This is a genomic window from Streptomyces cirratus, assembly GCF_014650775.1.
Classification (GTDB): Bacteria; Actinomycetota; Actinomycetes; order Streptomycetales; family Streptomycetaceae; genus Streptomyces; species Streptomyces cirratus.
This window is the reverse complement of the sequence record NZ_BMVP01000005.1, coordinates 156,028-181,603: the sequence shown is the minus strand read 5'-3', so window position 1 is coordinate 181,603 and position 25,576 is coordinate 156,028. Positions and strand designations below refer to the sequence as shown.

The following is a 25,576-nucleotide window of genomic DNA, read 5'->3' as shown; positions in this document are numbered from 1 at the left end:
CGCCGCGCGGGCGGCGGCACGGTCGTGAGCAGGATCAGGCCGGCCGCCGCCGCCACGGCGCTCACCAGCGCCGCCGCCGTCCCCGCGGACCCGTACCGGAAGCCCTCGTCGAACAAGGACAGGCCGACCGCCGCGGCCACCACCGGGTCCACCACCGTCAGGGTCGCCAGTGGCGCCGCCAGCCCGGCACCCCGGTAGGCCGCCTGCGACAGCAGCAGACCACCGGCTGCCAGCACGGCGATGGCGAGCAGTTCGGGCCAGCGGGCGAACGGCGCGTCCAAGGAGAAGCCGTCGGCCACGGACTTCGTGAACACCGACGCCATGCCGAAGGCCGTGCCCGCGGCGGCCGCCAGCAGCACACCGCGCAGCACCGCCCGGCGCACCCGGCGCGCCACCAGGAACAGCGCCGCCACACCCGTCCCCGTCACGATCATCAGCAGACCCTGCTCACCGCCCGTCAACGTCCGCCCGGGGTCCCGGTCCCCGCCGGTCAGCGCCAGCAGCCCGGCCAGACCGGCCGTCGCCAGCAGTGCCCCGCGCCAGGCCGCCGCGCCCGCCCGGCGCCGCACGAACACGGCCGCCATCGGGAGCGCGAAGACGATGGTCAGCGCCCCGAGCGGCTGCACCAGGCTCAGCGGCCCGTAGGCCAGCGCGAGGACGTGCAGCGCCGCGCCGAGGCCGTTCAGAGCCACCGCCAACCACCAGACGGGCCGGTGGAGCGGGGCGGAGAGACGGTCCGGCGAGCCGTCGGCCACCCGCTCCTGGACGATCGCGCCCGCGGCGTACGCCACGGCCGACGCGAGGCAGAGCAGGACCGACAGCGCCAAGGCACTCATGATGTCCACAATGCCCCACCCGGTCGGCCTATTCCTGGCCCCGCCGCCTCCCGGGCCGGCCCCGGGCGACCCTCCGTACCGTGACGGTCCCTCGCGCTCCGTGAAGGGCCGGTGCGCGGGTTTGGTGCCGGGTGCGCGCCCTGTCGTACAGTTGCGGTTTTGGGACCTCCGCAGCAGGCGGATGCGGACGAGTGAGCAAGGAACGGCAGCGGCCATGACGGTGACCGAAGACAACCCTGTGACCGGGGACGACCACGCGTACGGCCCGGGCATCGACCCCGACCGGCTGGCCCTCTGCCTCAGCGTCCTCGACGAGCTGGACAAGCTCGACGTCGACCACCCGGACGCCGTCACCGTACGCCGCGCCACCGCGGGCCTGTACCGCACGGTCAAGCAGCGCCGCCGCCAGGAGCGCCGCGCCGCCAAGACCGCCAACGACAAGGCCGTGACCGAGGCGACCGCGACCGGCTCCGCCGAGCGCATCGACGACGAGACCCAGGGCAACGCACTGACCGCCGCCACCAAGGGCCCGATCGCCGGGATACTCCAGCGCCCGCGCTCCTGCTACGTCTGCAAGACGCGCTACGTCGAGGTCGACGCGTTCTACCACCAGCTGTGCCAGGACTGCGCCGCCTTCAACCGGGCCCGCCGTGACGCCCGTACCGACCTGAGCGGCCGCCGCGCCCTGCTCACCGGCGGCCGCGCCAAGATCGGCATGTACATCGCGCTGCGACTGCTGCGCGACGGTGCCCACACCACCATCACGACCCGCTTCCCCAACGACGCGATCCGCCGCTTCAAGGCGATGCCCGACAGCTCCGAGTGGCTGCACCGCCTCAAGATCGTCGGTATCGACCTCCGCGACCCCGCGCAGGTCGTCGCGCTCGCCGACTCGGTCGCCGCCGAGGGCCCGCTCGACATCCTGATCAACAACGCCGCCCAGACCGTGCGCCGGTCGCCGGGTGCCTACAGCGAGCTGGTCGCCGCCGAGAGCGCCCCGCTCCCGGCCGGCGAGCTGCCCTCCGCCGAGGTGATCGGCACCTTCGGCAGCGGCACCGTCGACCGGGTCGCGGCGCTGCCCACCGGCAAGGGCGAGAAGCTCAGCGCGCAGGACATCACCGAACTCGCGCTGGTCTCCGGCTCCGCCTCGCTGGAGCGGATCGCGGCGGGTACCGCCATCGACGCCGGCGGCCTGGTCCCGGACCTGCACGACACCAACAGCTGGATCCAGACGGTGTCCGAGGTGGACCCGATCGAACTCCTCGAAGTGCAGCTGTGCAACTCCACCGCGCCCTTCATCCTGATCAGCAAGCTGCGTCCGGCGATGGCCGCGGCCGAGGCCGGCCGCCGCTACGTCGTCAACGTCTCCGCGATGGAAGGCGTGTTCAGCCGCGGCTACAAGGGCGCCGGGCACCCGCACACCAACATGGCGAAGGCCGCCCTCAACATGCTGACGCGGACCAGCGCGCAGGAGATGTTCCAGAAGGACCAGATCCTGATGACCGCCGTGGACACCGGCTGGATCACCGACGAGCGTCCCCACCCGGACAAGATCCGTCTCGCCGAGGAGGGCTTCCACGCCCCGCTGGACCTGGTGGACGGTGCGGCCCGGGTCTACGACCCGATCGTCCGCGGCGAGGCGGGCGAGGACCTGTACGGCGTCTTCCTCAAGGACTACGCGCCCGCCAACTGGTAGGCCGTCCGAGCCACTCGCGCGCCCCGGCCCCCTGAGGAGGCCGGGGCGCGGTCGTCTCAGCCGGTCCGGCGGGCGGCCGTACGCGCGAACGCCCCCGCCGCCACCCGTTCCAGGACGGCCCGCCAGTCCTCCATGACGCCCGCGTCCAGGCCGGCCACCTTCCCGGCGTCATCGGCCTGCCGCAGGACCACCGCGGCCGCCGCGTGGGGGTCGGCCTCGAAGGCCCGTACCTCCGCCGCGCCCATCAGGCCGCCCTGCTCGCCCAGTGTCAGCGCGCTCTGCGGGGACAGCGCCCGCCCGGGCTCGACGGTGGCCAGATAGCGCTTGGCCGGCACGTGCAGCCGTACCAGCCGGGCCACCCGGTCGCCGAGCAGCGGCCGGACCGCGTCCGCCGCGTGGCCGGCGTGTTCCGCGTCGTCCCCCGGGACCAGGAGATGCCCCAGGTCGTGCACCAGACCGGCCACTTGGAGTTCCTTGTCGCAGGGGTGCGACCGGCGCAGCAGCGCCGCCGTCTGGAGCGCGTGGTCGTGCAGGTCCACCGGGTCGCCGCTACGGTCCGGCGTGTCCCACGCCCCTCGGCAGGCGTGCAGCCGATCCATCAGTCGCTCGACACTGTCCACTTCCGGCACCTCGGACTCCGTCACCGCCACCGCTCCTTCGCTCGACCGCACCTGTGGGCCGAGCAGAGCATCCGCCGCCGACGCGCCGTGCCACGACTTCCTGAACTCGGGAAGAAGAGGAGAAGACAAGAGGACTCGAGTGAATTTTGCCTTTCCATCGAGCGGGGGCCCGCTCATATGTGTACTCTTGAGCGCATGACAGGGCCCCACCACGGCCCTCCCTCGCTCCATCACGGCGCCACCGCGTCCGGTATCCCTTTATTCCTGCCCGGCGCGGGGTTCGCCCGCCGGGTTACGCGACACAAAGGAGTGCGCGGTGACAGAACTGACGAAGTCCGACCAGGGTCTGCTGGAACGTTCGGGGCGGCAGGGCAAGACCCGCTCCGACGAACTCGGCAGCCTCGAGGTGTGGGCCCGCTCCGCGCCGATCCGGCTGGCGGGCTACGAAGACGACCTGGCGGAGCCGCACATCCTGCCCGGCATCGACTAGCCCCGGCAGCCCTGGTGACACAGCGCCCCCGCGCCGGCCCGGCTGCGGGGGCGCCGCACGTCCCCGTCGGGTTCCCGGACCGCGTACGCCCTGGGCGTCATCGCTGAAAGCGATCAAGGGTTCCGGACCGGACCCCCCGCGGGCAGGCTGACCGGCATGAGACTGCTGATGCTGGGCGGCACCGAATTCGTCGGACGCGCCATCACCGAAGAGGCCGTGGACCTGGGCTGGGACGTCACCGTCTTCCACCGGGGCCGCCACGCGCCCCCGCCCGGAACCTCCGCCCTGCACGGAGACCGCACCGCCCCCGACGGCCTGGCCGCCCTCGCCGACGGGGAGTGGGACGTCGTCGTCGACACCTGGAGCGGCGCGCCGACCGCCGTGCGCGACAGTGCCCGGCTGCTCGCGGACCGGGCCGGGCGGTACGCGTACATCTCCAGCCGCTCGGTCTACGCCTACCCCGCCCCCGCACGCCTGGCCGAAGACAGCCCGCTCGTCGACGGCTCGCCCGACGCCGGGGCCACCGCCTACCCCGAAGACAAGCGGGGCGGTGAACTCGCCGTCCTCGAAGCCTTCGACGGGCGCGCCCTGCTGGTGCGCGCCGGGGTGATCCTCGGCCCGTACGAGAACGTCGGCCGCCTGCCCTGGTGGCTGAACCGCGCCGCGCGGGGCGGGCCGATGCTGGCCCCGGGCCCGTGCGACCTTCCGATCCAGTACATCGACGTACGCGACCTGGCCCGGTGGACCCTGGCTGCCGCCCTGGCCGGGCACGGCGGCGCGTACGACCTGGTCTCCCCGCCCGGGCACACCACGATGGCCGGTCTCCTGGAAGCCTGCGTGAGTGTCACCGGAGGCCGGGCGGAGCTCCGTTGGACCGACCCGGACAGGATCGTGGAGGCCGGCATCGAGCCGTGGACCGATCTGCCGGTCTGGCTCCCGCCGGGCGAACTGCAGGAGTACATGTTCGGCAGCGACGTCACCAAAGCCCTCGCCACGGGCCTGCACTGCCGGCCGGTCGAGGAGACCGTGGCCGACACCTGGGCCTGGCTGAGCAGCCTCGGCGGGATCGCCCCGCAACGCCCCGACCGGCCGGCGAAGGGCGTCACGCCGGAACAGGAGGCGGCGCTACTCGGGCTCTGACCAGGCGGCCTCGGCGAGCCGTGTGGGCGGCAGGTACTCGCGCAGCAGCGTGCGGTGCCACCAGGCGCCCGTCGCGCGGAGCTCGCGCCAGGTGGTGAACCGGTAGCGGTACAGCCTCGCCCGCACGTACACCGGCGGCGCATCGGGGAAGGGGTTGCGGCGCAGCAGCCGCAGGGTGTCCCGGTCGCCCGCCAGCAGCCGCTCGACGAACGGCCCGAACCAGTCCCGCGCGTAGCCGGGGGAGAGGGCCGCGAACCACATCAGCCAGTCCAGCCGCAGGTGGTAGGGCGCGAACTGGCGGGGCAGGCTCCGCGGATCGCCCGGCTTGCCCTTGAAGCCGTACTCGCGCCAGTCGCCGTCCTCCCGCGGCATCCGCTCGGCCGTGCCCTCCACCACCACCTCGTCGCGGATCCGGCCCACGGTGCCGAAGGCCCCGTAGGTGTTGACCAGGTGCAGGGAATCGAAGGAGCGGTTCATCACCTGGCGCCGGGAGAGCATGTTGGCCACCGGGTGCCGACTGAGGACGAGCACCAGCGCGGTCGCCGCGCACACCAGCACCACGTACCACAGCGGCGCCGGCCGGAACGCCGCGGCCGGGGGAGGACCGGCGAGCCCCGTGAAGTCGACGGCGGACAGCGCCGGCGCGATCGTGATCCAGTTCAGCCAGGCGAAGTTCCCCGACAGCACCAGCCAGAGCTGCGTCGCGACGATGATCCCGGCGGCGTACGAGGCCACCGGCTGCGGGGTGAACAGCAGGATGGGGACGACCAGTTGGGTCACGTGGTTCGCGGCGCACTCCACCCGGTGCAGCGGCTTCGGGAGGTGGTGGAAGAACCAGCTCAGCGGGCCCGGCATCGGCTGCGTCTCGTGGTGGAAGTAGAGACAGGTCAGCTTCCGCCAGCAGGGGTCGCCCCGCATCTTGATCAGCCCGGCCCCGAACTCCACCCGGAACACCACCCACCGCAGCAGCCACAGCACCAGCACCGGCGGCCCGGTCCGGGCGTTGCCGAGGAAGACGGCGAGGAAGCCCACCTCCAGCAGCAGCGACTCCCAGCCGAAGGAGTACCAGGTCTGCCCCACGTTCACGATCGACAGGTAGAGCAGCCACAGCACGGCCCACATCGCCATCGCCGCCCCCAGCGGCACGGCGTCCCCGGCCCCCGCCGCGAGCGCCGCGGCCACCGCCGCGCCCGCCCATGCGCAGCAGGCGAAGAGCCGGTCCGAGTAGCGCCAGTGGAACAGGCTCGGGGCGCGGCGGAACGGGACGTGGCGCACGTAGCGCGGCACGGGGAGCATGCCGTGCGCACCGATCAGGGCACGGAACTGGAGTGCCGCGGCGGTGAAGGCGCACAGGTAGACGCCGGCGAGGGCCCGCTGGAAGACCAGCCGGCCCAACCAGTAGCCGGGCGACGTGAACCAGTCCATCCCGTCCAGTATCAGGCGCCGGGGGCCCCGGCTGCCAGCTTGCGCAGGGTGCGGCCGAGCAGGCGGGCGTAACCCAGCTGGAGGAAGGGGATCACCGGGCCGGCGAGGCGGGTGTACCAGCGGGCGGGGCGGCTGAAGGCGGTCACCTCGAACCACACGGTGCCGTCGGGGTCCATCAGCACCATGAAGGACTCCTCGCCCGACTCGGGGTGGCTCACCAGGGTCCCGTAGGCGAAGCCGACGCGGGCGCTCTCGTACGCGGTCCGCAGGATCAGGCAGGGGGCGTCGATGCGCAGGGGGCCGAAGCCGATCCCGACGGTCACCCGTGCACCGGGCCGCACGGCGCCCGTCTCGGCCCGGATCCGCATGCCCGAGGCGCGGTGCGCGCGGAAGGTGGTCAGCGCCACCCCGGCGGCCTCGAAGACGGCCCGGCCGCTGCCGATCCGGGTCCGGTGGTGGAGGTGGTTGTATCCGGCGGGCAGGGGGCGGTGCTCCGTCGCACCCCGTTCCGGGTAGCTGAGGGTGTCGTGGCCGGTGCTGAGCAGTCGGGTCATCGGGTCATCTCCTGTCGGTCCATGGTGAGCCGGCGCCAGGCCAGCAGCGAGCAGAGCGCGAAACCGAGGGCGTTGCCGAGGCCGTGGGTCGCGGCCATCCAGGTCAGGGTGGGGTGGACGAGTCCGGTGGCCTCGCCGGTCGCCCACCACAGGGCGAGCAGCATCGTGGCCGCCAGGACCCCGGCCGAGGTGGCGAGCAGGGCGCGCGTGGTCCGGTCGCGGGCGCCCGGCCGGATGCCGCGCCAGGTGGTCAGGGCCACCGCCCACATCCCGGTGGTCAGTACGACCGCCCCCACCAGCTCCGCCCGGTCGCCGACGAAGTAGCCGATCAGGACGAGGAACGTCCCGGCGGGAACGCTGTACGCGGCCCAGCGGGCCAGGGGCGCGCCGGTCCCGGCACCGGCCGCGGCCCCGGCGTCCGGCCGCCACAGGGGACCGGCTCCGGCCGTCCGGCACACCAGGCCGGCGACCAGCGCCGCGGTGAACCCGGCGAAGTGGAAGTGCGGCACGGTCAGCGCGAGGATGTCGAGGTCGAAGCCGAAGAGCCGGTACCCGGCGCGTTCCGCGACGAGGGCGCTGCCGGCGACGGCGGGCGATACGAGCGCGGTGAGGACGGCGGCCTCGGCCGGCGCGGGCAGGAGGGCCCCGGTCCGCGTGCGGGCGCGCAGCAGCCGGGCCGGCGCCCTGGCCGCCAGGCCCCAGGTGGCCGCCGCGTAGAGTGCGGCCGCCACCGCGGCGGGGGCGCCGCGCGGCAGCCACAGGGACAGGGCGCCGGGGGCGGCGAGCAGGGGCCACAGCCGGGCGGTGCGGCGGAACCCGGTCCGGTCGATCAGGCGCAGACCGGTGGGGACGACGTAGAGCATGCCCAGCGTGACGATCAGGTTCACGAGTACCGTCACGGCCACTCCCGGAGTCGGTGCGCCGAACGTTCTTGAACGCGTTCAATCGCGATCGTGACCCTACGCGATGCTTTGAACATGTTCAAGGAGTTGAATGGCGCTCCGGTTGCGCCGTGGGCGCGGATGCGGCAGACAAGAGAAAGCAATCGGGGCAAAAAGGGAGAATCTCGTGAGCGACGTGCCCGCACCGACATACCGTCAGGCGCCGCGCCGTCATACCCCGGCCCGGACACCGCTCTTCACGGCCCTCGGGCTGATCGGACTGCTCGCCACGGCCTGCGGCGGATCCGAGGAACCCGCGAGCACCCCCGGGCCGGAAACCCAGGAGGTCCACCTCCAGCCCGTCGGCTCAGCGGGACCGGACCCCTTCACCACCTCCACCGCCACCGGGGAATCGGCCCCCGCCCAGCCGCCGCTGCCCAACCAGAGCGGCCAGGGCATCCGCACCGTCAACGCCGCGACCCCGGGCCTGTACGGCGGCATCCAGCGGCTCGGCAGCTGCGACGTGGAGCACCAGTCGAGCCTCATCACCTCCGACAGCGCCAAGACGGGCGCCTTCGCCGCAGCCTCGGGCATCGCCCAGGACAAGATCGGCGACTTCCTGCGCCAGCTGACCCCGGTGGTCCTGCGCGCCGACACGCGGGTCACCAGCCACGGCTTCCAGGAGGGCGGCCGGGCCGCCGCCTTCCAGTCCGTGCTCCAGGCCGGGACGGCCGTCCTCGTCGACGACCACGGCATGCCGCGCGTCCGCTGCGGCTCCGGCAACCCCCTCTCCCCGCCGCGTGCCCCCAAGGGGAACCCGGTGATCAAGGGCGACCCCTGGAACGGCTACCAGGCCAACCAGGTCATCGTCATCGAGCCGACCGTCCAGCAGCTGGACCACCTCGTACTCGTGAACCTCGCCGACAACACCTGGCTGGAGCGCAAGACCGGTGACGACGGCGCCCAGGACAGAACGCCCCAGGGCCTGCCGCCCTACGACCCGGCGGAGAGCATCCCGAACGGTCCCCTCGCCCCCGAGGGCCCCGCCGCCCCGACCGGCCCCGACGGGCCCACCGAACCGACGGCGCCGAGCGGCCAGAGCCGGCCGGTGCAGCCGTCCCTGCCGGTGCCCAAGCCGCCGTCCCCGCCGCGCTCCGACCCGCCCGCCGCGCAGCCCCCGAACCTCTCGGACGGCGCCGCGCCCGGCCTCCCGCCGAACGCCCCGCAAGACGCCCCGCAAGACGCCCCGCAAGACGCCCCGCAAGACGCCCCCCAGGACGTGCCGCCGCCCCTCGACCCCGGGCTGCCGACGGGACCCGACGGCCTGGCCCCGGAGCAGGCGGACCCGTACGGATTCGACCCCTCCGTCCCCTCCGCCCCCTACGACCCGTACCTCCCGCCGGACACCCCGCAGCCCTACGACCCGTATCTGACGCCTGAAACCCGGCAGCCCTACGATCCGGCCCCCTCCATGGAGAGCGCCTGACCGGCCGGTGTGTCATGGTGGACCGGTGCCGACCGCCGTATCGCTGCCGGACGACTGGCCCGCGCACCCGGACCGGTCGCTCTCGCTGAACCGGATGGGCAGTTTTGACTGGGACCTGCTCACCGGTCTCATGCACATGGACGCGGCGGCCCTCGAAGTCTTCGACACGGGTGTCACCGAATACGACGGCCGCCCCGAGTCCCTCGCCGACCGCGTACCGCCCGCCGAGGCGGCCCGGCTCGACGGCCTCGTCTCCAGCGCTCTCAAGAGCGGCGTGGACAGCTACGGCGCCTACTTCCGCATCCGCTGCCGGGACGGCGCCCTGCGCTGGACCCACACACAGGGCCGCGTCATGCGCGACCCCGACGGGCGCCCGTACCGGATCATCGGCATCGTGCGGGACGCGACCGAGGAACTCGGCCACTCGGCGGAGCGCCTCGGCCTTGACGAGGAACGCCGCCGCCAGACCTCGGTGGTCGAAAGCACCACCGCCGCCCTCGCGCACGCCCGTACCGTCAAGGACGTCATCGACGCACTCGGGGACGCGCACGGCCTGGAGCGGCTCGGCTCGATGGGCATGGTGATGGGTCTGGTCGAGGCCGGCCGGATCCACCTGGTGGCGGAGGGGCCGGAAGGAAGTTTCGTTCCCGGCACCCGCTACACCCGCATCGACGAGCAGTACCCGATGAGCGAGGTCGTCCGCTCGCTCCAGCCCCGCTTCCTCGACTCCGCGAAGGAGTTCGCAGAGGGCTACCCCGGACTCTGGGCGAAGATCTCCTCGATGGACATCTCGGCCGCCGCCTACCTGCCCCTGATCGCCCAGGCCCGGCCGATAGGCGCCATCGGACTGCTCTACCAGGACAAGGACGGCTTCACGCAGGAGGAACGGAACCTGCTGGTCGCCCTCGGCAGCAGCATCGCGCAGAGCCTGCAACGGGCCATGCTGCTGGAGCAGGAACACGACCTGGCCGAAGGCCTCCAACAGGCGATGCTGCCGCGCAGGATCCCGTCCGTCCCCGGAGCGGACATCGCGGTCCGCTACCGGTCGGCACGCATGGGCCAGGACATCGGGGGCGACTGGTACGACGTCATTCCCCTGCCGGGCGGCCGGGTCGGGGCCGTCATCGGCGACGTGCAGGGCCACGACACCCACGCGGCCGCCGTGATGGGCCAGCTGCGCATCGTGCTGCGCGCGTACGCCGCCGAAGGGCACTCGCCCGCCACCGTCATGGCGCGGGCGTCGGTGTTCCTGCACGAGCTGGACACCGACCGCTTCGCGACCTGCACCTACGTGGAGGCGGACCTCGCGACCGGAGTGCTCCAACTGGTGCGGGCCGGGCACCTCGACCCGCTCCTGCGCACCCGGGACGGGGACTGCCGCAGGCTCGCCGTCGAGGGCGGGATGCCGCTGGGGCTCTCGGCGGAGTTCGGCCGGCTGGAGTACGCCGTCACCACGCTGGAACTGGATCCGGGGGAGACGCTTCTGCTGTGCACGGACGGACTGGTCGAGCAGCCCGGCGCGGACCTCGACGACGGGATCCGGCACCTGACGGAGCTGGTGTGCCGCGGCCCGGCGGACCTCCAGGAGCTGGCGGACCAGCTGTGCGGCGTCATCGACGAGCGAGGCGGCGACGACGACATGGCGCTGCTCCTGCTGCGCCGCCAGGTACCCGACGCGCCGCAGGGCGGCAGCCGGCTCCAGCAGCACGTGGCCCCGGGGGACCCGGAGGCCCTGGTCGCGGCCCGGCACATGATCGGCGCGGCGGTGCGGGCGTGGGGGGCGCGGGAGCGGGCCGACGAGATCGAGCTGGTCGCCGACGAGTTGATCGTCAACGCCCTCATGCACACGGACGGCCCGGCGATCGTGACGCTCCGGATCCTGCCGGGCGACCGGCGGCGGCTGCGGGTGGAGGTCGAGGACCGCTCCAGCGCCCTGCCGCGACGCCGCGAGGCGGGCGAGGCGGGCGTCTCGGGCCGCGGTCTGATGCTGGTGGACCGCCTCGCGGACGTGTGGGGCGTCGAGCCCAGGGGCAGCGGCAAGTGCGTGTGGTGCGAGTTCGTGCTGACGTAGGGCGGCCGGGCCCGGTGTACGGCTCGCGTTCCGCGCGAGGTCGCGGCAGGCTGGGAGCATGCCGGAGCTGCCCGAAGTCGAGGCCCTGAGGGAGTTCCTCGACGAGCACCTGAGCGGGCGGGTGGTCGAGCACGTCCTCCCCCTCGCGGTCAGCGTGCTCAAGACGTACGACCCCCCGCTCAGCGCCCTCGAAGGGCAGCCTGCCGGGTCCACCACCCGGTACGGGAAGTTCCTCGCCCTGCGGATCGGCGAACTCCACCTCGTCACGCACCTGGCCCGGGCCGGCTGGCTGCGCTGGCAGGACACCCTGCCCGCCCAGCCGCCGCGCCCCGGCAAGGGGCCGCTGGCGCTGCGCGTCGCGCTGGAGGGCGGCGGGGGCTTCGACCTCACCGAGGCCGGCACCCAGAAGCGGCTCGCGGTGTACGTGGTCCGCGACCCCCAGGAGGTGCCGGGAATCGCCCGGCTCGGGCCCGACCCGCTCGCCGACGACTTCGACCGGGACGCGTTCGCCGCCCTGCTGGCGGGGGAGCGGCGGCAGATCAAGGGCGTGCTCCGCGACCAGAGCGTCATCGCCGGCATCGGCAACGCCTACAGCGACGAGATCCTGCACGCCGCGAAGGTCTCGCCGTTCAAGCTCGCCGCCTCCTTCGACGAGGGCCAGGTGACGCACCTGTACGACGCCGTCCAGGACACCCTGCGCGCGGCCGTCGAGCGGGCCCACGGGGTGGCGGCGGGGCGGCTCAAGGCCGAGAAGAAGAGCGGGCTACGGGTCCACGGCCGCACGGGCGAGCCGTGCCCGGTGTGCGGGGACACCATCCGGTCGGTGTCCTTCGCCGACTCCTCGCTGGAGTACTGCCCCACCTGCCAGACCGGCGGCAAACCCCTCGCGGACCGCCGCCTCTCGCGACTCCTCAAGTGACCTCGGACCACCCCGGGGCTCCGCGACCGGCGCCTCGGCGGTGTTGCCGGGCAGCGGGGCCACGGGCCGCACTCCTGGTTCGCGGACCGCGTCCGGCCTAGACTTCCCCGTCATGGCCGGGGAGCAGCAGGCGGTGGGGCGGCGCGAGGTGGTGACCGGCGTGGCGCGGAGGGCGCGGCGGAGGGTGGCCGCGCATACGCCGGCGCGCTCGGAGATCTCCGAGCAGACGAGCGTCGGGGCCACCTACGTCCGCGCGTTGATGCGCAGTCAGCTCCGGGCCGCGCTGGGGGCGTTGGCCGCGCTCGCGCTGCTGGTCGGCGCGCTGCCGCTGGTGTTCCTGGGGCCCCGGGTCGCGTCGGGACCGCTGGTCTGGGTGGCGCTCGGCCTGCTCGTGTACCCGGTGATGTGGCTCATCGCCCGCTGCTACGTGACCCGGGCCGAGCGCAACGAGGCCGACTTCACCGGTCTCGTCACCGATCCCGCCGAGGCGCCCGGTTCCCGTCGCGCGGACGCCTGAGGATCCGCCTCAGAACAAGTGCATCGCCAAGTGGCCCAGCGGAAGCCCCAGTTGCCAGGCCGGTGTCCAGACGCGGGCGTTCTCGTCCAGGCCCGCCGGGGTGTCCGCGTGGCCGTGCCGGCCCGGGTCGAGGTTCGTGGCGAACAGCTCCGTGTGGTCCAGCCAGCGCCAGGCCGCCCGGGCCAGTTCCAGGTCCGGGTCCTCCTCGCGGCCGTCCTCCCTGGCTTCCTCGCCGAGCTGGAGGAAACGCGTCTGCGCCCAGTCGCGCCAGGGATGCCCGTAGGCCGTCAGCGACAGCCACTCGTCGAGCTGTGAGACGACCCGGATCCCGGAGAGCTCGCCGGCGGCGTCAGAGAGGTAGATGGTCAGCGCGAGGGTGTCCCGGCCGGCCCGGAACTCCAGCGTGCCGACCGGGATCAGCCGGCCCGTGCGCAGCAGCTCGTCGGCGATGTACTCCGCGTAGAGCCACGCCATGGGCACCGCCAGCCCACCACCGCCCCCGTCACTGGTGCCGTTCGTACCCTCGGGCCGCACCGTTCCACCTTCTCCCGCGTGTCGAGCTTCCCGCCGTCGGTCCCGAGCCTTCACCGACGGCCTCGCGGAGCGGAGGATGTTTACTCAACTTGACCGGTCTGATACCGGTTTTGTTGCGGCTTGTGTCCGGTCCGTGCCCATCCGAGGCGGTCTCCGGACCGGCTGTCCACGCGTGGCCCCGGTTCGCCCGCTCCGCCTTGACGGTACCTCAGGCGCCGAGTCCGTACCCCTGGAGGCCCTTGCGCAGGGCGCGCAGGGCGTAGTACGTACGGGACTTGACGGTTCCGGCCGGTATGCCGAGTTCCGCGGCGGCCTCGGCCACCGAGCGGTCGCGGAAGTAGACCTGCATCAGCACCTCGCGGTGCTCCGGCCCCAGGCTGCCCACGGCCCGCCTGACGTCGATCGCGGTCACCGAACCGGCGACCGCGTCCTGCGGCGCGGGTGCCTGCTCCAGACCGTCGGGGTCCACCTCCTGCGGCCGTGAGAGCCGGGCCCGGCGGGCGTCGATCGCGAGGCGGCGGGCGACCGTGAACAGCCACGGCCGCATGGAGTCGTGCCCGCTGGCCAGCACCTCCGGGTGCTGCCAGACCCGTACGAGGGTCTCCTGGACGAGGTCCTCGGCCCGCTGGGCGTCCCCCGCCGTCAGGCCGACCAGGAAACCGAACAGCGCCCGCCCGTGCTCGCGCTGGAGTTCGGCCAGCGCCTCGGGGTCCGTGCGCCGGAGGGTTGAGGAGGGCGGCACAGTGGCTCCTTCCGCGGTTCGCCGGGTCTGCCGGGGACCGCCCCGGCGCCCGTGTGGGGTCCGACGGATCCACCCTGACCTGCACGGGGCCGCCCGGGAACCGTCCGGCACGGCCGTTGCGCCCAAGCACCCCGGTCCTCCGGTGGGCGGCCGCGCCGCACGGTGAACGGTCGAACGGCGCGGCGAACGGCCGCGGGGGTGAACCGGGGCGCCGGGACGGCGCCGCTCCTTGACTTGCGGCATGGGCTTCTGTGAATTCAGCTCATCAGGTAGTCCTACTAATGATCCGGGGTCTGGGTGGCCAGGTGCCCCGGACCCAGTCGTCCCCCGAGCGAGAGCCGGTACAGATGACCCAGCGCACCCGCCAGGCCACGGCCCTCCTGTCGGCCCTCCTGCTGTCCGCCACGGTCGCCGCCTGCTCCGGCACGGGCAAGTCCACGCCCGCGCGGCTCAACGGCGGCCACGCCCCCGGGAGCTCCCCCGGCCGCTCCGCCGCCACCGCGGGCGGGGCCAAGGGCTTCACCCTGGTCGCGAGCGGCGACGTACTGCCGCACACCTCGATCATCCGGCAGGGCGCCACAGACTCCGAGGGCGACGGCTACGACTTCCGGCCGATGTTCGCCGGCGTCAAGCCGGTGGTGTCCGCCGCCGACCTCGCCCTGTGCCACATGGAGACCATCTACGGCGAGGACGGCGGCCCGTTCACCGGCTACCCCGCCTTCAAGTCCCCGCCCGAGATCGCCGACGGACTCAAGTCCGCCGGCTACGAAGGCTGCTCCACCGCCTCCAACCACACGCTGGACGACGGCGCCGACGGCGTGCGGCGTACGCTCGACAAGTTCGACAGGGCCGGACTCAAGCACGCCGGTTCGGCCCGGACGGCGGCCGAAGCGGCGACCGTCACCCGCTACCAGGCCGGCTCCGCCAAAGTGGCCCACCTCGCCTACACGTACGACACCAACGGCTACCCGATGCCCGACGGGCAGCCGTGGGCCGTCAACCTGATGAAGCAGGACAAGATCATCGCGGATGCGCGGGCCGCCCGGAAGGCGGGGGCGGACGTGGTCCTCGTCAGCGTGCACTGGGGCACCGAGTGGCAGACCGAGCCCGACGAGACCCAGCTGTCGCTCGGCAAGGCCCTGACCGCCTCACAGACCGCGGGGCGCCCCGACATCGACCTGATCCTCGGCACGCACGCCCACATCCCGCAGCCCTACGAGAAGGTCAACGGGACCTGGATCATCTACGGCATGGGCGACCAGGTGGCCGGCGAGATGTTCAACTACACCGGCGCCCGGGACCTCCGCGGGAACTACGGTTCCATCGGCCGCTTCACCTTCGCCCCGCCGGCCGCCGCCGGAGCGCGCTGGCAGGTCACCAAGGCCGAGTTCATCCCGCAGATGACCGACGAGTCCCCCTGGAGGGTCGTCAACCTCCCCGACGGCCTCGCGAAACACCCGGGCAACGACGACTGGCAGACCGCCCAGGACGCCATCGGTGAAGCGGTCCTCAGCCGGGGAGCCGCGAAGGACGGCCTCACCATGGGCAAGTAGTGCCCGCTCCGCACGGCGGCGACGCCGGTCCGCCACGGCAGGGCGCGGCGCCGGCCCCTGCGGCTCGGCCCGTTACGGCACCACCGTGACGGGCCACCGGCCCGCCTTGACCAGCCTGACCGCCACCGAGCCGACGATGCGGTGCCCGGCCTGCTCGGAGGCCCCGACCACCACCGCGTCCGCCTGCAGCTCGTCCGCCGCGTCCACCAGACCGGAATAGGGGTCGCCGCGGAAGGTGTGGAACTCCCAGCGCACCTCGAAGATGCCTTTCAGCCGCTCGGCCGCCGCACGGATCTCCGCGACGAGGCCTTGCGCGATCTCCTGCGTCGTATCCGCCACCGGCGCGCCCAGCGATGCCCCCGCCGTCATCACCGGCTGTACGTACACCAGCGCCAGCAGCGCGTTCTGCCGCCTCGCCAGCCCGGCCGCGTAAGCCGCGGCCCGCAGGGAGGACTGCGAACCGTCGACCCCGGCCAGGATCACCTTCGGACCGTCCGTACCGCGTTCGAATCCCGTACCCACGTGCTCCGTCACGCCCCGAGATTATCCCGTCGGCGCGCGGACCGGCCCGGCGCTCCCTACAGTGCGAACCATGAGTGCCACCGCGGAGCAGACCCGCGGGACCCGCAACCGCTTCCTGAACCGGGTCCCCGACGCTTTCGGGGCGTTCTTCGGAACGCTCGGACTGCTGTGCGCCCTCCTGTCGTTCTCCCCGGGGCTGCGGCGCCTGCTGCGCCACGTCGTGCGCTTCCTCGACGACTTCGTGATCCCCGTCAGCGCGAACCTCGCCTACGCCGTCTTCCTCTTCCTGCTCGCCGCCGCCCTCGGCGCCCGCAAGAAGGTCGCCTGGTGGATCGTCGTCACCTATCTGGCCTTGCTGATCCTCGTCGACGTCCTGTTCATCGCGGACGACGAGTACTGGGTCGGCGGCGTCTCCCTGGCCATCGCGGCCGCCGCGCTCGCCCTGCTGATCGCCGCCCGCCGGGAGTTCTACGCCGCCTCCCGGCCCGGCGCCTTCTGGCGGGCCATGATCGTCCTCGGGCTCGGACTGCTCCTCGCCGTCCTCGCCGGATGGGGCCTGGTCGCCCTGTTCCCCGGGACCCTGCCCAAGGGCCAGTGGCTGGACTGGGCCGCGAAGGAGGTCTTCGGCGGCCTCTTCTCCGACCGTCGGTTCGACGGGCGCCCGCCCCGCCCGCTGTCCTTCGTACTCGGCCTCTTCGGCGCGATCGCCCTGCTGAACGCCGCCGCGGCCCTCTTCCGGTCCCAGCGCCTGACCGCCGCCCTGCACGGGGACGAGGAACCCCGCATCCGCGCGCTCCTCGGCGCCTACGGGCGCAGCGACTCCCTCGGCTACTTCGCGACCCGGCGGGACAAGGCCGTCGTCTTCGCCCCCAACGGCAAGGCCGCCGTCACCTACCGCGTCGAAGCCGGTGTCTGCCTGGCCAGCGGCGACCCGGTCGGCGACCCCGCCGCCTGGACCCCCGCCATCAACGCCTGGCTGGCCGTGGCCCGCCGCTACGGCTGGCAGCCCGCCGTCATGGGCGCCTCCGAGGACGGCGCGACCGCGTACGCCCGCTCGGGGCTCGGGGCCCTCCAGCTCGGCGACGAGGCCATCTTGCACGTGGCCCAGTTCGACCTCGACGGCCGGGACATGCGCGTCACCCGGCAAGCCGTCAACCGGGTCCGGCGCACCGGCGCCACCACCGTCATCCGCCGCCACTCCGCCCTCTCCGATGAGGAGATGCACACCATCGTGGAACGCGCCGACACCTGGCGCGACACGGAGACCGAACGCGGCTTCTCCATGGCCCTGGACCGGCTCGGCGACCCCGCCGACGGCGACTGCCTCCTCGTCGAGGCCTTCGACGCCGAGCGCCGGCTGATCGCCCTGCTGTCCTTCGTCCCCTGGGGCAAGGACGGCATCTCCCTCGACCTGATGCGCCGCGACCGCACCGCCCCCAACGGCGTCATGGAGTTCATGGTCGCCCAGCTCTGCGCCGCCGCGCCCGCGCTGGGCGTGCGCCGGATCTCCCTCAACTTCGCCGTGTTCCGCTCCGCCTTCGAGGAGGGCGGCCGGATCGGCGCGGGGCCGGTCCTCAGGCTGTGGCGCAGGCTGCTGCTGTTCTTCTCCCGCTGGTGGCAGCTGGAGGCGCTGTACCGCTCGAACGTCAAGTACGGCCCCGAGTGGTACCCCCGGTTCCTGTGCTACCAGGACGCCGGCTCCCTCGCCCGGGTCAGCCTGGCCTCCGGCATCGCCGAAGGCTTCGTCTCCGTACCCAGCATGCGCAAGCTGTGGGGCAACGCCCACCCCAAGGGGCTCACCGCACCCGCCACCACCGAAGGCCTGCCCTCCATCGACTCCCTCGGCCTGGACCTCGTGGGGGAGGCCGGGGAGCGTGCGACGGCCGAGCGGCTGCCCGAGCAGGTCCGGGTGCGGCACGCCAAACTGGAGCGGATCAGGGCGTCCGGCACCGACCCCTACCCGGTCGGCATCCCCCAGCGCACCCACACCGTCGCACGCCTCAAGGAGGCCCACCCCGGTTACCCGCCCGGCACCCGGACCGGGGAACAGGTCACCCTGGCGGGCCGCGTGATGGTCGTACGGGACCTCGGCGGGGTCGTGTTCGCCGTACTGCGGGACTGGACCGGCGATACCCAGCTGATGCTCACCCGCGACGAGGCGGGCCCGGACGTGCTGGAATCCTTCACCTCACAGGTCGACTTCGGCGACCACGTCGTGGCGACCGGCGAGGTCGGCGCCAGCCGCACGGGACGGCTGTCCGTCGTCGTCCACTCCTGGCAGCTCACCGGCAAGTGCCTGCGCCCGCTCCCCGACAAGCGCAAGGGCCTCGCCGACCCCGAGGCCCGCGTCCGGCGCCGCTACCTCGACCTGGTCGCCAGCCCCGACGCGCGCGACGTCGTACGGGCCCGCTCCAGTGCCGTACAGGCCCTGCGGCAGGGACTGCTGGACCGCGGCTACCTGGAGGTCGAGACCCCGATGCTCCAGCAGATCCACGGCGGGGCGAACGCCCGGCCCTTCCGCACCCACATCAACGCCTACGACCTCGACCTGTACCTGCGCATCGCCCCCGAGCTGTACCTGAAACGGCTCTGCGTCGGCGGCATGGAGAAGGTCTTCGAGATGGGCCGCACCTTCCGCAACGAAGGCGTCTCCTACAAGCACAACCCCGAGTTCACCATGCTGGAGGCCTACCAGGCGTTCGCGGACTACGACGTGATGCTCGACCTGACCCGCGAGCTGATCCAGGGCGCCGCCACCGCCGCCTTCGGCTCGCCCATCGCCCACAAGGCCGACGCCGACGGCAGACTCGTCGTCCACGACATCTCCGGGTACTGGCCGGTCAAGACGATGTACGGGGCCATCAGCGAGGCCCTGGGCGAAGAGGTCGACGCCGACACCGACGAGCGGACACTGCGCCGGCTGTGCGACCGGGCCGGGGTGCCCCACTCGCCCGACGACACCCGGGGCGACGTGGCCCTGGAAATGTACGAGCGGCTCGTGGAGGAGAAGACCGGGCTGCCCACCTTCTACAAGGACTTCCCGACCGACGTCTCCCCGCTGACCCGGCAGCACCGCAAGGACCCGCGGCTGGCGGAACGCTGGGACCTGGTCGCCTTCGGCACCGAGCTCGGCACCGCCTACTCGGAGCTCACCGACCCCGTCGAGCAGCGCCGCAGGCTGACTGCGCAGTCACTGCTGGCGGCGGGCGGCGACCCCGAGGCGATGGAACTCGACAACGACTTCCTGGACGCACTGGAGTACGCGATGCCGCCGACCGGGGGGCTCGGTATCGGCGTCGACCGGCTCGTCATGTTCCTCACCGGTCTGACGATCCGCGAGACGCTTCCGTTCCCGCTCGTACGACGCGGCTGACCGGGCCCTCCCCATCGGCTCGGCCGGGCCTGCCGTCTGCTCCGGGCGGGTGACGGGCCGCGGGCGCCTTCGTGCCTGCGGGGTTCTTACCCGATGTGGTTGATACCAGTTGAGAATGAAAAATGACGAGCCGACAGTCGGGCGGCGCGTGCTCCTGCGCACCGCCGCCTTCCTCGGAGCCGCGGCAGCCGTCTCACTCATCACCGGCGGCGAGGGCGACACCCCCGCCCCCGCCACCGGCGCCGGGACCGGCCCGGCGCCCGGCCCCGGCGGCGCGGCCGGCCGGGGCGCCCCGGGAGCCCCCGCCCTGCGCGCCCGGGGGCTCCCGCCGAACAGCTACCGGCTGACCCCGATGACGGCGCAGGCCCCGGCCCGGCCCCCCGCGGTGAAGCCCGCCGTCCGCACCCGGCCCATCCTGGAACTGCCCGCCGGGACGAGCCGGTCCGGTGAGATGCTCCTCACCTTCGACGACGGCCCCGACCCCCGCTACACCCCCGGCATCCTCGACACCCTCGCCCGGTACCGGGTCCGCGCGGTGTTCTTCGTCTGCGGGGAGATGGCCACCGACAACCGGGACCTGCTGCGCCGGATGGCCGCCGAGGGCCACGTCATCGGCAACCACACCTGGACACACCCGCTCATCCCCACGCTGGGCCGCCCCGACCTGGCCGCCGAGATCGGGCGCACCAGCGACGTCGTCGAGCAGACGGTCGGCACGGCACCCCGGTGGTTCCGGGCGCCTTACGGGGCATGGAACCGGGCCGCCTTCGAGATCGGCGCCGAGCTGGGCATGGAGCCCCTCGCCTGGACCGTGGACACCCTCGACTGGACGGAACCGGGCACCGCGACCATCGTCTCCCGGGTACTGGGAGGCGCGGCGCCCGGGGTGATCGTGCTGTCCCACGACGCCGGCGGCAACCGCTCCCAGAGCGTCGAGGCGATCGGAACGTACCTGCCCCAGCTGCTCGCCAGGGGCTATCGGATGACGCTCCCCGCCTTCCCGGCCGCGCGGCCGCACTGAGGGCGGGGGCCGCGGACCCGCCCGGGGGCCCTCAGCGGGCCTCCACCATCCGGGCGAACACGACCACGTTGCCGTCGTAGCCCCGGCCCTTCGAGTAGCCGCCGCCGCAGGTGATCACGCGCAGCTCCGGGTGGCCGGTGTCCCCGTACACCCGGGCTCCGGGGAAGGTCTCCTTCGAGAACACCTCCACGCCGTACACCTCGAACACCGCCGTGCGCCCGTCGTACCGCTCCACCTCGATGTGCTGGCCCTTGTTCAGCGAGCCCAGGCCGTAGAACACCGCCGGGCCCTGCGCGTTGTCCACGTGGCCCACGATCACCGCCGAACCCTGCTGGCCCGGGGAGATGCCGTTGAGGTACCAGCCGGCCAGGTTCGGGTCCTGCGGGGGCGGCGCGTCGATGAAGCCCTGTGCGTCCAGCCCGACCGTCATCACCGGCGCGTCCACCTTGATCGCCGGGATCCGGATGCGCTGCACCGACGAGTGCTCCAGCACCTCCAGGTCCGGCGGTGTGGCGGGCGGAGCCACCGCAGCCTGGTCGGGCCGTACCGCGACGGCCGCCGCGGCGGCGGGCTGCGGCGGCCCGTCGTTCAGGTTCACGCCGTTGCGCATCATGGCGAGGCCGGTGAGGAGGACCAGTGCGAGTGGTCCCCATGGGGAGCGCCTCCTCCGCCGCTGCTCACCCTCGTCCTCGGTCATGGCTCTCCCTTCCCGACGCGGGGGTCCCGACCCGCGTGCAAGTCCCTCCCCAGTACGCCCTTCTTCACGCACGCTAAGGGTGTACGGCCGGGACGGCGATCGGGGACGGGCGAACGGGTGGTGCGGCCGGAAGGGGTGCGCCCATCCAGGTAATCGTCACATAAATGCCTGACGGGTCGTGACCTGCGGATCCGTCAGAAACGCCTCGGGGTGTTCGGCGTGTCGCTCAACCGGGCGGCCCAAAGCCGGAAATGCGCTGGTTGCGGGCCGCCCCGAGGGTTCGTGATGGGAGGCGTTCTCGTCGATCATCCCGGGCGACCGCTCCGGGGCGCTTTCCGCTGGAGGTTCCACCATGCGTGTTTTGCGCGCACTCACCGTGACCGCGGCTGCCTGCGCCGCCGTCGCCCTCAGCGCACCCCTGGCCTCGGCGAACCCGGCGGGCGGGCCGCCGCTGGGCGGAGGCAACGGGCCCAGCAACGTCACGGTCAACCCGTACTCCGTGCACCAGGGCTCCACGATGCAGGTCAGCGCCGCCGGGTGCACCCACGGCGGCACGGTCTGGTCGCACGGCAACTTTCCCGAGACGAGACTGTCGGCCGGGTCCATCGGATTTGCGACCGTACGCATCTTCAACCACGCCTCTCCCGGCCACCAGACGCTGTCCGTCAGGTGCAACGACAGCAGCCTCGTCGCCACGCACCGCTTCACGATCCTTGACGGCAACGGCGCCCAGGGCGGTATCGGGGGCTCCTTCGGCCCGTCCGCCACCGAGACCGCCATCGGTTCCGGTCTCGTCGCCGCGGCGGCCCTCGGCGCCGGCATCCACGTGATGCGCCGTCGCCGCCCGATCGGTGGCCGGGCCTGACCGGCCGACCTCCCCGGTCCGCCCGGCACCGCGGTCGCCCCGAGTCCTGACGAGGGCTCGGGGCGCGTGCGGTTCGCGTCGCGGCCCGGCGGGGACGTCCGTCACGGTCAGTGGCCGCGCGAGGAGCGGCGGCGCAGCACGTACCCGGTACCGGCCACGGCGGCCAGCACCAAGCCGGCGCCGACGCCGAGCTCCAGGAGGTCCAGCCCGGCGACGCTGCCGCCGAGGCCGCCCCGGACGCCGAGGGTCGCGCCGCTCGACGTGGGTGCGGCGGGCGCGGTGGGCGGCGACGGGAGGCGGCGCGGGGGACCGACGGTGGAACTCGTGGTGGGCCGGCTCGTACCGCCGGCGATGGTCAAGTCGGCCGAGCCGGTCTGTCCGTTGCAGGTGAAGGTGACGGAGTACAGCGCCCCGGGCCGGGCGTCCCGGTCGACAGTGACCCGGGCGGTCTGGCCGCGCGCGATGCTCACGGTGTCGAAGACACCGGAGGAGGACGTGGCGAACGCGGAGTTGCAGCCGCTGACGGAGAGCACCACCTGGCCGCCGGGGGCGACCGTCGACGGGGTGATGGCGAAGGCGAACGAGGTGACGGGCTGGGCCCCGGCCGCGACTGCGGCACTGGTGGCCGCCGGACCGAGCGCGAGAACGACGCCCGTGGCGCCGGCGCTCAGCAGGGCTGTGGCGGAGCTGCGTATCGCACCCATGAGTGATTCTCCGGATCCCCGAGGAGCAGCCGCGGAATGGTTTCCGCACGTGGAGGGACGTGCGCCTCGATGTCCGTCACGCTAGGCGCGGGCTCAGGTGCCCGCGATCAGGAACGGGCGAACGGGTCATATCGATAGGCCGAACCGGGGACGGGGGCCCCGTCCCCGGTTTGCCCGGGTGGCCGGCCGGACCTCCCTGGACGGCCGAGGCACTCAGTCGCTCAGCCCCAGGTGCGGGAACTGCGCGAAGAACGGCTCGGCCGTGGCCGCGACGCCCCGTCCGAAGGGCGCGTCGAAGTCCCAGATCAGGAACAGCAAGAAGGCGATCAGCGCGCTGAACAGCCCGGCCAGCAGCAGTTCGCGGAACGAGCGCCGGATCTGGAGCGTGAAGATCAGGCCGACCGTCACCAGTGCGCCCACGATCAGGCCGAACCACACCACCCCGGGCATGGTGGCCTGGGCGCTCTGGCCGCGGGCGTTGCGGGCGTCGTCCACCGCCGCGACCTGGTCGACCAGCGGCTGGTAGGCCTGCCCCTCGTGGTCGGTCTTCGGCTCGTAGTCCGTGACGTCCCGGCGGATGCGTTCCAGCAGTTGCCCGCTGCGGTCGTTGAGCTTGCCGTGGTCGGCCATTTCCTTCCACTCCGTGTCCACGACGTACGTCACGTACGCGTCGACATCGGAGCGGATCGTCTTGCGGACGTCGGCGGGGTAGACCTCGGAGCGGACGCTGATCTCGTGCAGGGCCTGGGATTCCTGGCGCACGTACTCCTGGGCGGCCCCGCGGCCCTCCCAGACGCCGGCGATCGCCAGGCCCAGCACGATCGCGTAGATCACCCCGATCATCATCGTCATGTACTCGATGACGTCCGGGGTCTCGTTGGGATCGTCGTCCTCGCTGATCCGGCGGTGGTTGAAGAAGGCGATGGTCAACACCACGGCGCAGGCCGCGGCCATGGCCAGGGACAGGACGAGCCATTCCGACACGATGACTCCAAACGAGCGGTAGGGGGCGGGCCTAGCGGGGGCGCAGCGCGACGATCGCGAGCACCGCGGGGGCCGCGGTCATGAGCGTGAAGGTGACGGGCGAGATGTGGTGTTCGGCCGGTTTGTGGGACGGAGCGTGGTACGAGGGGCGCGCCACCGGCCTGGGGGCGGACGGGGGCGTCGGTGTGGGAGTCGGTGCGGGCTCCGGTTCCGGGGCCGGTTCGGGTGGCGGCGGGGCGGGGGGCTCGGCGGCCACGGGCGCCGCCGGCGGCGCGGGCTTCGGCGGCGGGGCGGGCTTGGGTGGTGGCGGTGGCGTGGGTTTCGGGGAGGGGGGTGGCGGTGTGGGAGTCGGCGTGGGGGTGGGAGTGGGGGTGGGTGTCGGCGTGGGAGTCGGGGTCGGTTTCGGGGGGCAGGGCGGCGGAGGGGGCGGCGGGCAGTGGTGGCCGCCGTGGTGGCCCCAGCCGTGGCCGTCATGGCCCCAGCCGGGCCCGTCGTGGCCGTCGTGGCCGTCGTTTCCACCGTGTCCGTCTGCCGGACCGTTTCCGTGGCCGTCCCCGTGATGTCCGACACCCCGTCCGGCCACGGCCCGGCCGCTGTGGACGGACGCGGACACCCCGGGGGGTGCCGCGCCGACGCCGGGGTCGATCGACGAGTGGGCGCGGCTATCGGCCACGGCCGGCGTGGCGGACATCGCCGCCCACACCAGGACCGGTACCGCCAGCAGGCGCCGGGCACATGCTCTGTTCACCCGGGGAGCATGGGCTCACGCGCGCCTGCGCACGCGGGGGTCGGCCCGGGTTCGCCTGAACGGGCGGAGTTCGGACCATAGTGGTTTGAGCCAGCTTTTGAGCGCCTTCTGGGGCAGTGTGATCGATTCTTAAAAGGTATTTATCGGTTTCTGTCAAGAGGTGCAGCGGGAGCCGTGCCCGGGTTAGGTGTGTGACCAAGAACGGATCGCCAATTTCCGCTTTTACTCGCTCCGTTGGCCAATGATCAGTACATTCGGCTCGGACAGGAGTCCGGTTCCCGACCGACCCCGGACCGGACCACGGCACGACTACGGCTTGGAGACCCCGATGGAGCGCCCCGCCTGGGCCCCGCCAGGCATCGACATATCGGTGCCGAGCGTGTCCCGCATCTACGATTACTACCTGGGCGGCTCGCACAACTTCGAGGTCGACCGCCAGGCGGCCCGCCGCGCCATGGAATTCCTGCCGGGGCTTCCCAAGATCATGCAGGCCAACCGGGCGTTCATGCGCCGAGCCGTGCACCACGCCGTCGCCGAGGGCGTCACCCAGTTCCTCGACATCGGCTCCGGCATCCCGACATTCGGCAACGTGCACGAAGTCGCCCGCCAGGCCTCCCCCGAGGCCCGCGTCGTCTACGTCGACCACGACCCGGTGGCCGTCGCGCACAGCCAGGCCGTCCTCGCCGGTGACGACCGCACGGGCGTCGTCTCCGCCGACCTGCGCAAGCCGCAGGACGTCCTGGGCTCCCCGGAGGTCACCCGGCTGCTGGACCCGAGCCGTCCCGTCGCCCTGCTGCTCGTCGCCGTCCTGCACTTCCTGGAGGACAGCGACGACCCGTACGCCGCCGTCGCCGAGCTGCGCGACGCGCTGGCCCCGGGCAGCATGCTGATCCTCACCCACGCCTCCTACGAGGGCATCCCGCTCTCCGAGGACGTCGCGGTGGGTGCCGTCGGCGTCTACCGCGACATCCGCAACCCGCTCGTCATGCGCACGCGCGAAGAGATCACCCGCTTCTTCGACGGGTTCGAACTGCTCGAACCCGGCCTGGTGTCGATGCCGGACTGGCGCCCGGACCGCACCGAATCCCCGGCGGACGGAGACACGCCGGAGGACCCGTACGCCTTCTCGGGCTTCGCCGGTGTGGGACGCAAGGCGTGAGACTCCCGGCCCCGACCCCACCGCCCGTCAGCCCGAGCG

At 73.0% G+C, this 25,576-nt stretch carries 22 protein-coding genes and 1 pseudogene; 12 read left to right on the top strand and 11 right to left on the bottom strand.

Translation table 11 applies throughout. The features are described from left to right. Positions 1-20 precede the first annotated feature (20 nt). Positions 21-836: pseudogene (locus IE207_RS16110) on the bottom strand (DMT family transporter); the annotation flags it as partial. Positions 837-1,050: 214 nt separating this feature from the next. Between IE207_RS16110 and IE207_RS16105 the strand changes: the two are divergent. Further along, positions 1,051-2,532 (top strand): SDR family oxidoreductase, encoded by a 1,482-nt coding sequence (locus IE207_RS16105; protein WP_190184893.1) that lies wholly within the window; start codon positions 1,051-1,053, stop codon positions 2,530-2,532. A gap of 56 nt (positions 2,533-2,588) precedes the next feature. On the opposite strand, the gene IE207_RS16100 is transcribed toward IE207_RS16105, so the two are convergent. Next, positions 2,589-3,131 carry an inositol oxygenase family protein gene (locus IE207_RS16100; RefSeq protein WP_190185114.1) on the bottom strand — a complete coding sequence of 181 codons (543 nt, stop codon included), beginning with the start codon at positions 3,129-3,131 and terminating at the stop codon, positions 2,589-2,591. Between the two features lie 337 nt (positions 3,132-3,468). On the opposite strand from IE207_RS16100, the gene IE207_RS16095 reads away from it, so the two are divergent. Together IE207_RS16095 and IE207_RS16090 are read left to right on the top strand one after the other, a co-directional pair. Beyond that, positions 3,469-3,642, top strand: a complete 174-nt coding sequence (locus IE207_RS16095; RefSeq protein ID WP_190185143.1) for a hypothetical protein — start codon at positions 3,469-3,471, stop codon at positions 3,640-3,642. A gap of 156 nt (positions 3,643-3,798) precedes the next feature. Continuing rightward, positions 3,799-4,782 carry an NAD-dependent epimerase/dehydratase family protein gene (locus tag IE207_RS16090; RefSeq protein ID WP_190184892.1) on the top strand — a complete coding sequence of 328 codons (984 nt, stop codon included), beginning with the start codon at positions 3,799-3,801 and terminating at the stop codon, positions 4,780-4,782. Here IE207_RS16090 and IE207_RS16085 read toward each other — a convergent pair. From IE207_RS16085 to IE207_RS16075, 3 genes are read right to left on the bottom strand one after another with little or no spacing between them, the layout of a single operon-like run. Then, positions 4,768-6,207, bottom strand: coding sequence for a lipase maturation factor family protein (locus IE207_RS16085; protein ID WP_190184891.1), 1,440 nt, complete (start codon positions 6,205-6,207; stop codon positions 4,768-4,770). The two genes, IE207_RS16090 and IE207_RS16085, sit on opposite strands and share 15 nt — an antisense overlap. An 11-nt stretch (positions 6,208-6,218) precedes the next feature. After that, a complete protein-coding gene (locus IE207_RS16080) occupies positions 6,219-6,761 on the bottom strand; it encodes a DUF1990 domain-containing protein (RefSeq protein ID WP_190184890.1) in 543 nt (180 codons plus the stop codon). Continuing rightward, a complete protein-coding gene (locus tag IE207_RS16075; RefSeq protein ID WP_190184889.1) occupies positions 6,758-7,660 on the bottom strand; it encodes a YndJ family protein in 903 nt (300 codons plus the stop codon). The genes IE207_RS16080 and IE207_RS16075 overlap by 4 nt, the downstream gene beginning before the upstream one ends. 169 nt (positions 7,661-7,829) lie before the next feature. Between IE207_RS16075 and IE207_RS16070 the strand changes: the two genes are divergently transcribed. The 4 genes from IE207_RS16070 to IE207_RS16055 all read left to right on the top strand — a co-directional run bounded on the left by IE207_RS16070 (position 7,830) and on the right by IE207_RS16055 (position 12,635). After that, entirely contained in the window at positions 7,830-9,128 is a 1,299-nt protein-coding gene (locus IE207_RS16070) for a DUF6777 domain-containing protein (RefSeq protein WP_190184888.1), read from the top strand. Between the two features lie 7 nt (positions 9,129-9,135). Then, entirely contained in the window at positions 9,136-11,199 is a 2,064-nt protein-coding gene (locus IE207_RS16065; protein WP_190184887.1) for a SpoIIE family protein phosphatase, read from the top strand. Between the two features lie 58 nt (positions 11,200-11,257). Further along, entirely contained in the window at positions 11,258-12,118 is an 861-nt protein-coding gene (locus IE207_RS16060) for an Fpg/Nei family DNA glycosylase (protein ID WP_190184886.1), read from the top strand. A 112-nt stretch (positions 12,119-12,230) separates the two neighbouring features. Continuing rightward, a complete protein-coding gene (locus IE207_RS16055) occupies positions 12,231-12,635 on the top strand; it encodes a hypothetical protein (RefSeq protein WP_190184885.1) in 405 nt (134 codons plus the stop codon). 9 nt (positions 12,636-12,644) lie between these two features. On the opposite strand, the gene IE207_RS16050 is transcribed toward IE207_RS16055, so the two are convergent. Beyond that, the gene (locus IE207_RS16050) at positions 12,645-13,169 is read right to left on the bottom strand and encodes a hypothetical protein (RefSeq protein WP_373304713.1); all 525 of its coding nucleotides are present in this window, start codon (positions 13,167-13,169) and stop codon (positions 12,645-12,647) included. Positions 13,170-13,377: 208 nt separating this feature from the next. Continuing rightward, complete coding sequence (locus tag IE207_RS16045) at positions 13,378-13,911, bottom strand: sigma-70 family RNA polymerase sigma factor (protein ID WP_190184884.1); 534 nt, start codon at positions 13,909-13,911, stop codon at positions 13,378-13,380. Positions 13,912-14,258: 347 nt separating this feature from the next. Here IE207_RS16045 and IE207_RS16040 point away from each other — a divergent pair, with 347 nt between their 5' ends. Next, on the top strand, positions 14,259-15,464 hold the full coding sequence (locus IE207_RS16040) for a CapA family protein (protein WP_190184883.1): 1,206 nt from the start codon (positions 14,259-14,261) through the stop codon (positions 15,462-15,464). A 72-nt stretch (positions 15,465-15,536) separates the two neighbouring features. Here the strand turns inward: IE207_RS16040 and IE207_RS16035 are convergent, their stop codons facing one another. After that, positions 15,537-15,998: a universal stress protein gene (locus IE207_RS16035; RefSeq protein WP_190184882.1), complete on the bottom strand. Its 462-nt coding sequence runs from the start codon at positions 15,996-15,998 to the stop codon at positions 15,537-15,539. A gap of 58 nt (positions 15,999-16,056) precedes the next feature. Here IE207_RS16035 and lysX point away from each other — a divergent pair, with 58 nt between their 5' ends. Together lysX and IE207_RS16025 are read left to right on the top strand one after the other, a co-directional pair. Continuing rightward, positions 16,057-19,359 carry a bifunctional lysylphosphatidylglycerol synthetase/lysine--tRNA ligase LysX gene (gene lysX, locus IE207_RS16030; RefSeq protein ID WP_190184881.1) on the top strand — a complete coding sequence of 1,101 codons (3,303 nt, stop codon included), beginning with the start codon at positions 16,057-16,059 and terminating at the stop codon, positions 19,357-19,359. A 115-nt stretch (positions 19,360-19,474) separates the two neighbouring features. Then, positions 19,475-20,380, top strand: coding sequence for a polysaccharide deacetylase family protein (locus IE207_RS16025; protein ID WP_190184880.1), 906 nt, complete (start codon positions 19,475-19,477; stop codon positions 20,378-20,380). 31 nt (positions 20,381-20,411) lie between these two features. Here IE207_RS16025 and IE207_RS16020 read toward each other — a convergent pair whose 3' ends face one another. Further along, a complete protein-coding gene (locus IE207_RS16020) occupies positions 20,412-21,077 on the bottom strand; it encodes a class F sortase (protein WP_190184879.1) in 666 nt (221 codons plus the stop codon). 352 nt (positions 21,078-21,429) lie between these two features. On the opposite strand from IE207_RS16020, the gene IE207_RS16015 reads away from it, so the two are divergent. Next, the gene (locus tag IE207_RS16015) at positions 21,430-21,942 is read left to right on the top strand and encodes a hypothetical protein (RefSeq protein ID WP_190184878.1); all 513 of its coding nucleotides are present in this window, start codon (positions 21,430-21,432) and stop codon (positions 21,940-21,942) included. 107 nt (positions 21,943-22,049) lie between these two features. On the opposite strand, the gene IE207_RS16010 is transcribed toward IE207_RS16015, so the two are convergent. Beyond that, positions 22,050-22,646: a hypothetical protein gene (locus tag IE207_RS16010; protein ID WP_190184877.1), complete on the bottom strand. Its 597-nt coding sequence runs from the start codon at positions 22,644-22,646 to the stop codon at positions 22,050-22,052. A 213-nt stretch (positions 22,647-22,859) separates the two neighbouring features. Beyond that, positions 22,860-23,630 (bottom strand): bestrophin-like domain, encoded by a 771-nt coding sequence (locus IE207_RS16005; RefSeq protein ID WP_190184876.1) that lies wholly within the window; start codon positions 23,628-23,630, stop codon positions 22,860-22,862. Between the two features lie 1,076 nt (positions 23,631-24,706). Between IE207_RS16005 and IE207_RS16000 the strand changes: the two genes are divergently transcribed. Continuing rightward, positions 24,707-25,537, top strand: a complete 831-nt coding sequence (locus tag IE207_RS16000) for an SAM-dependent methyltransferase (protein WP_190184875.1) — start codon at positions 24,707-24,709, stop codon at positions 25,535-25,537. Positions 25,538-25,576 lie beyond the last annotated feature (39 nt).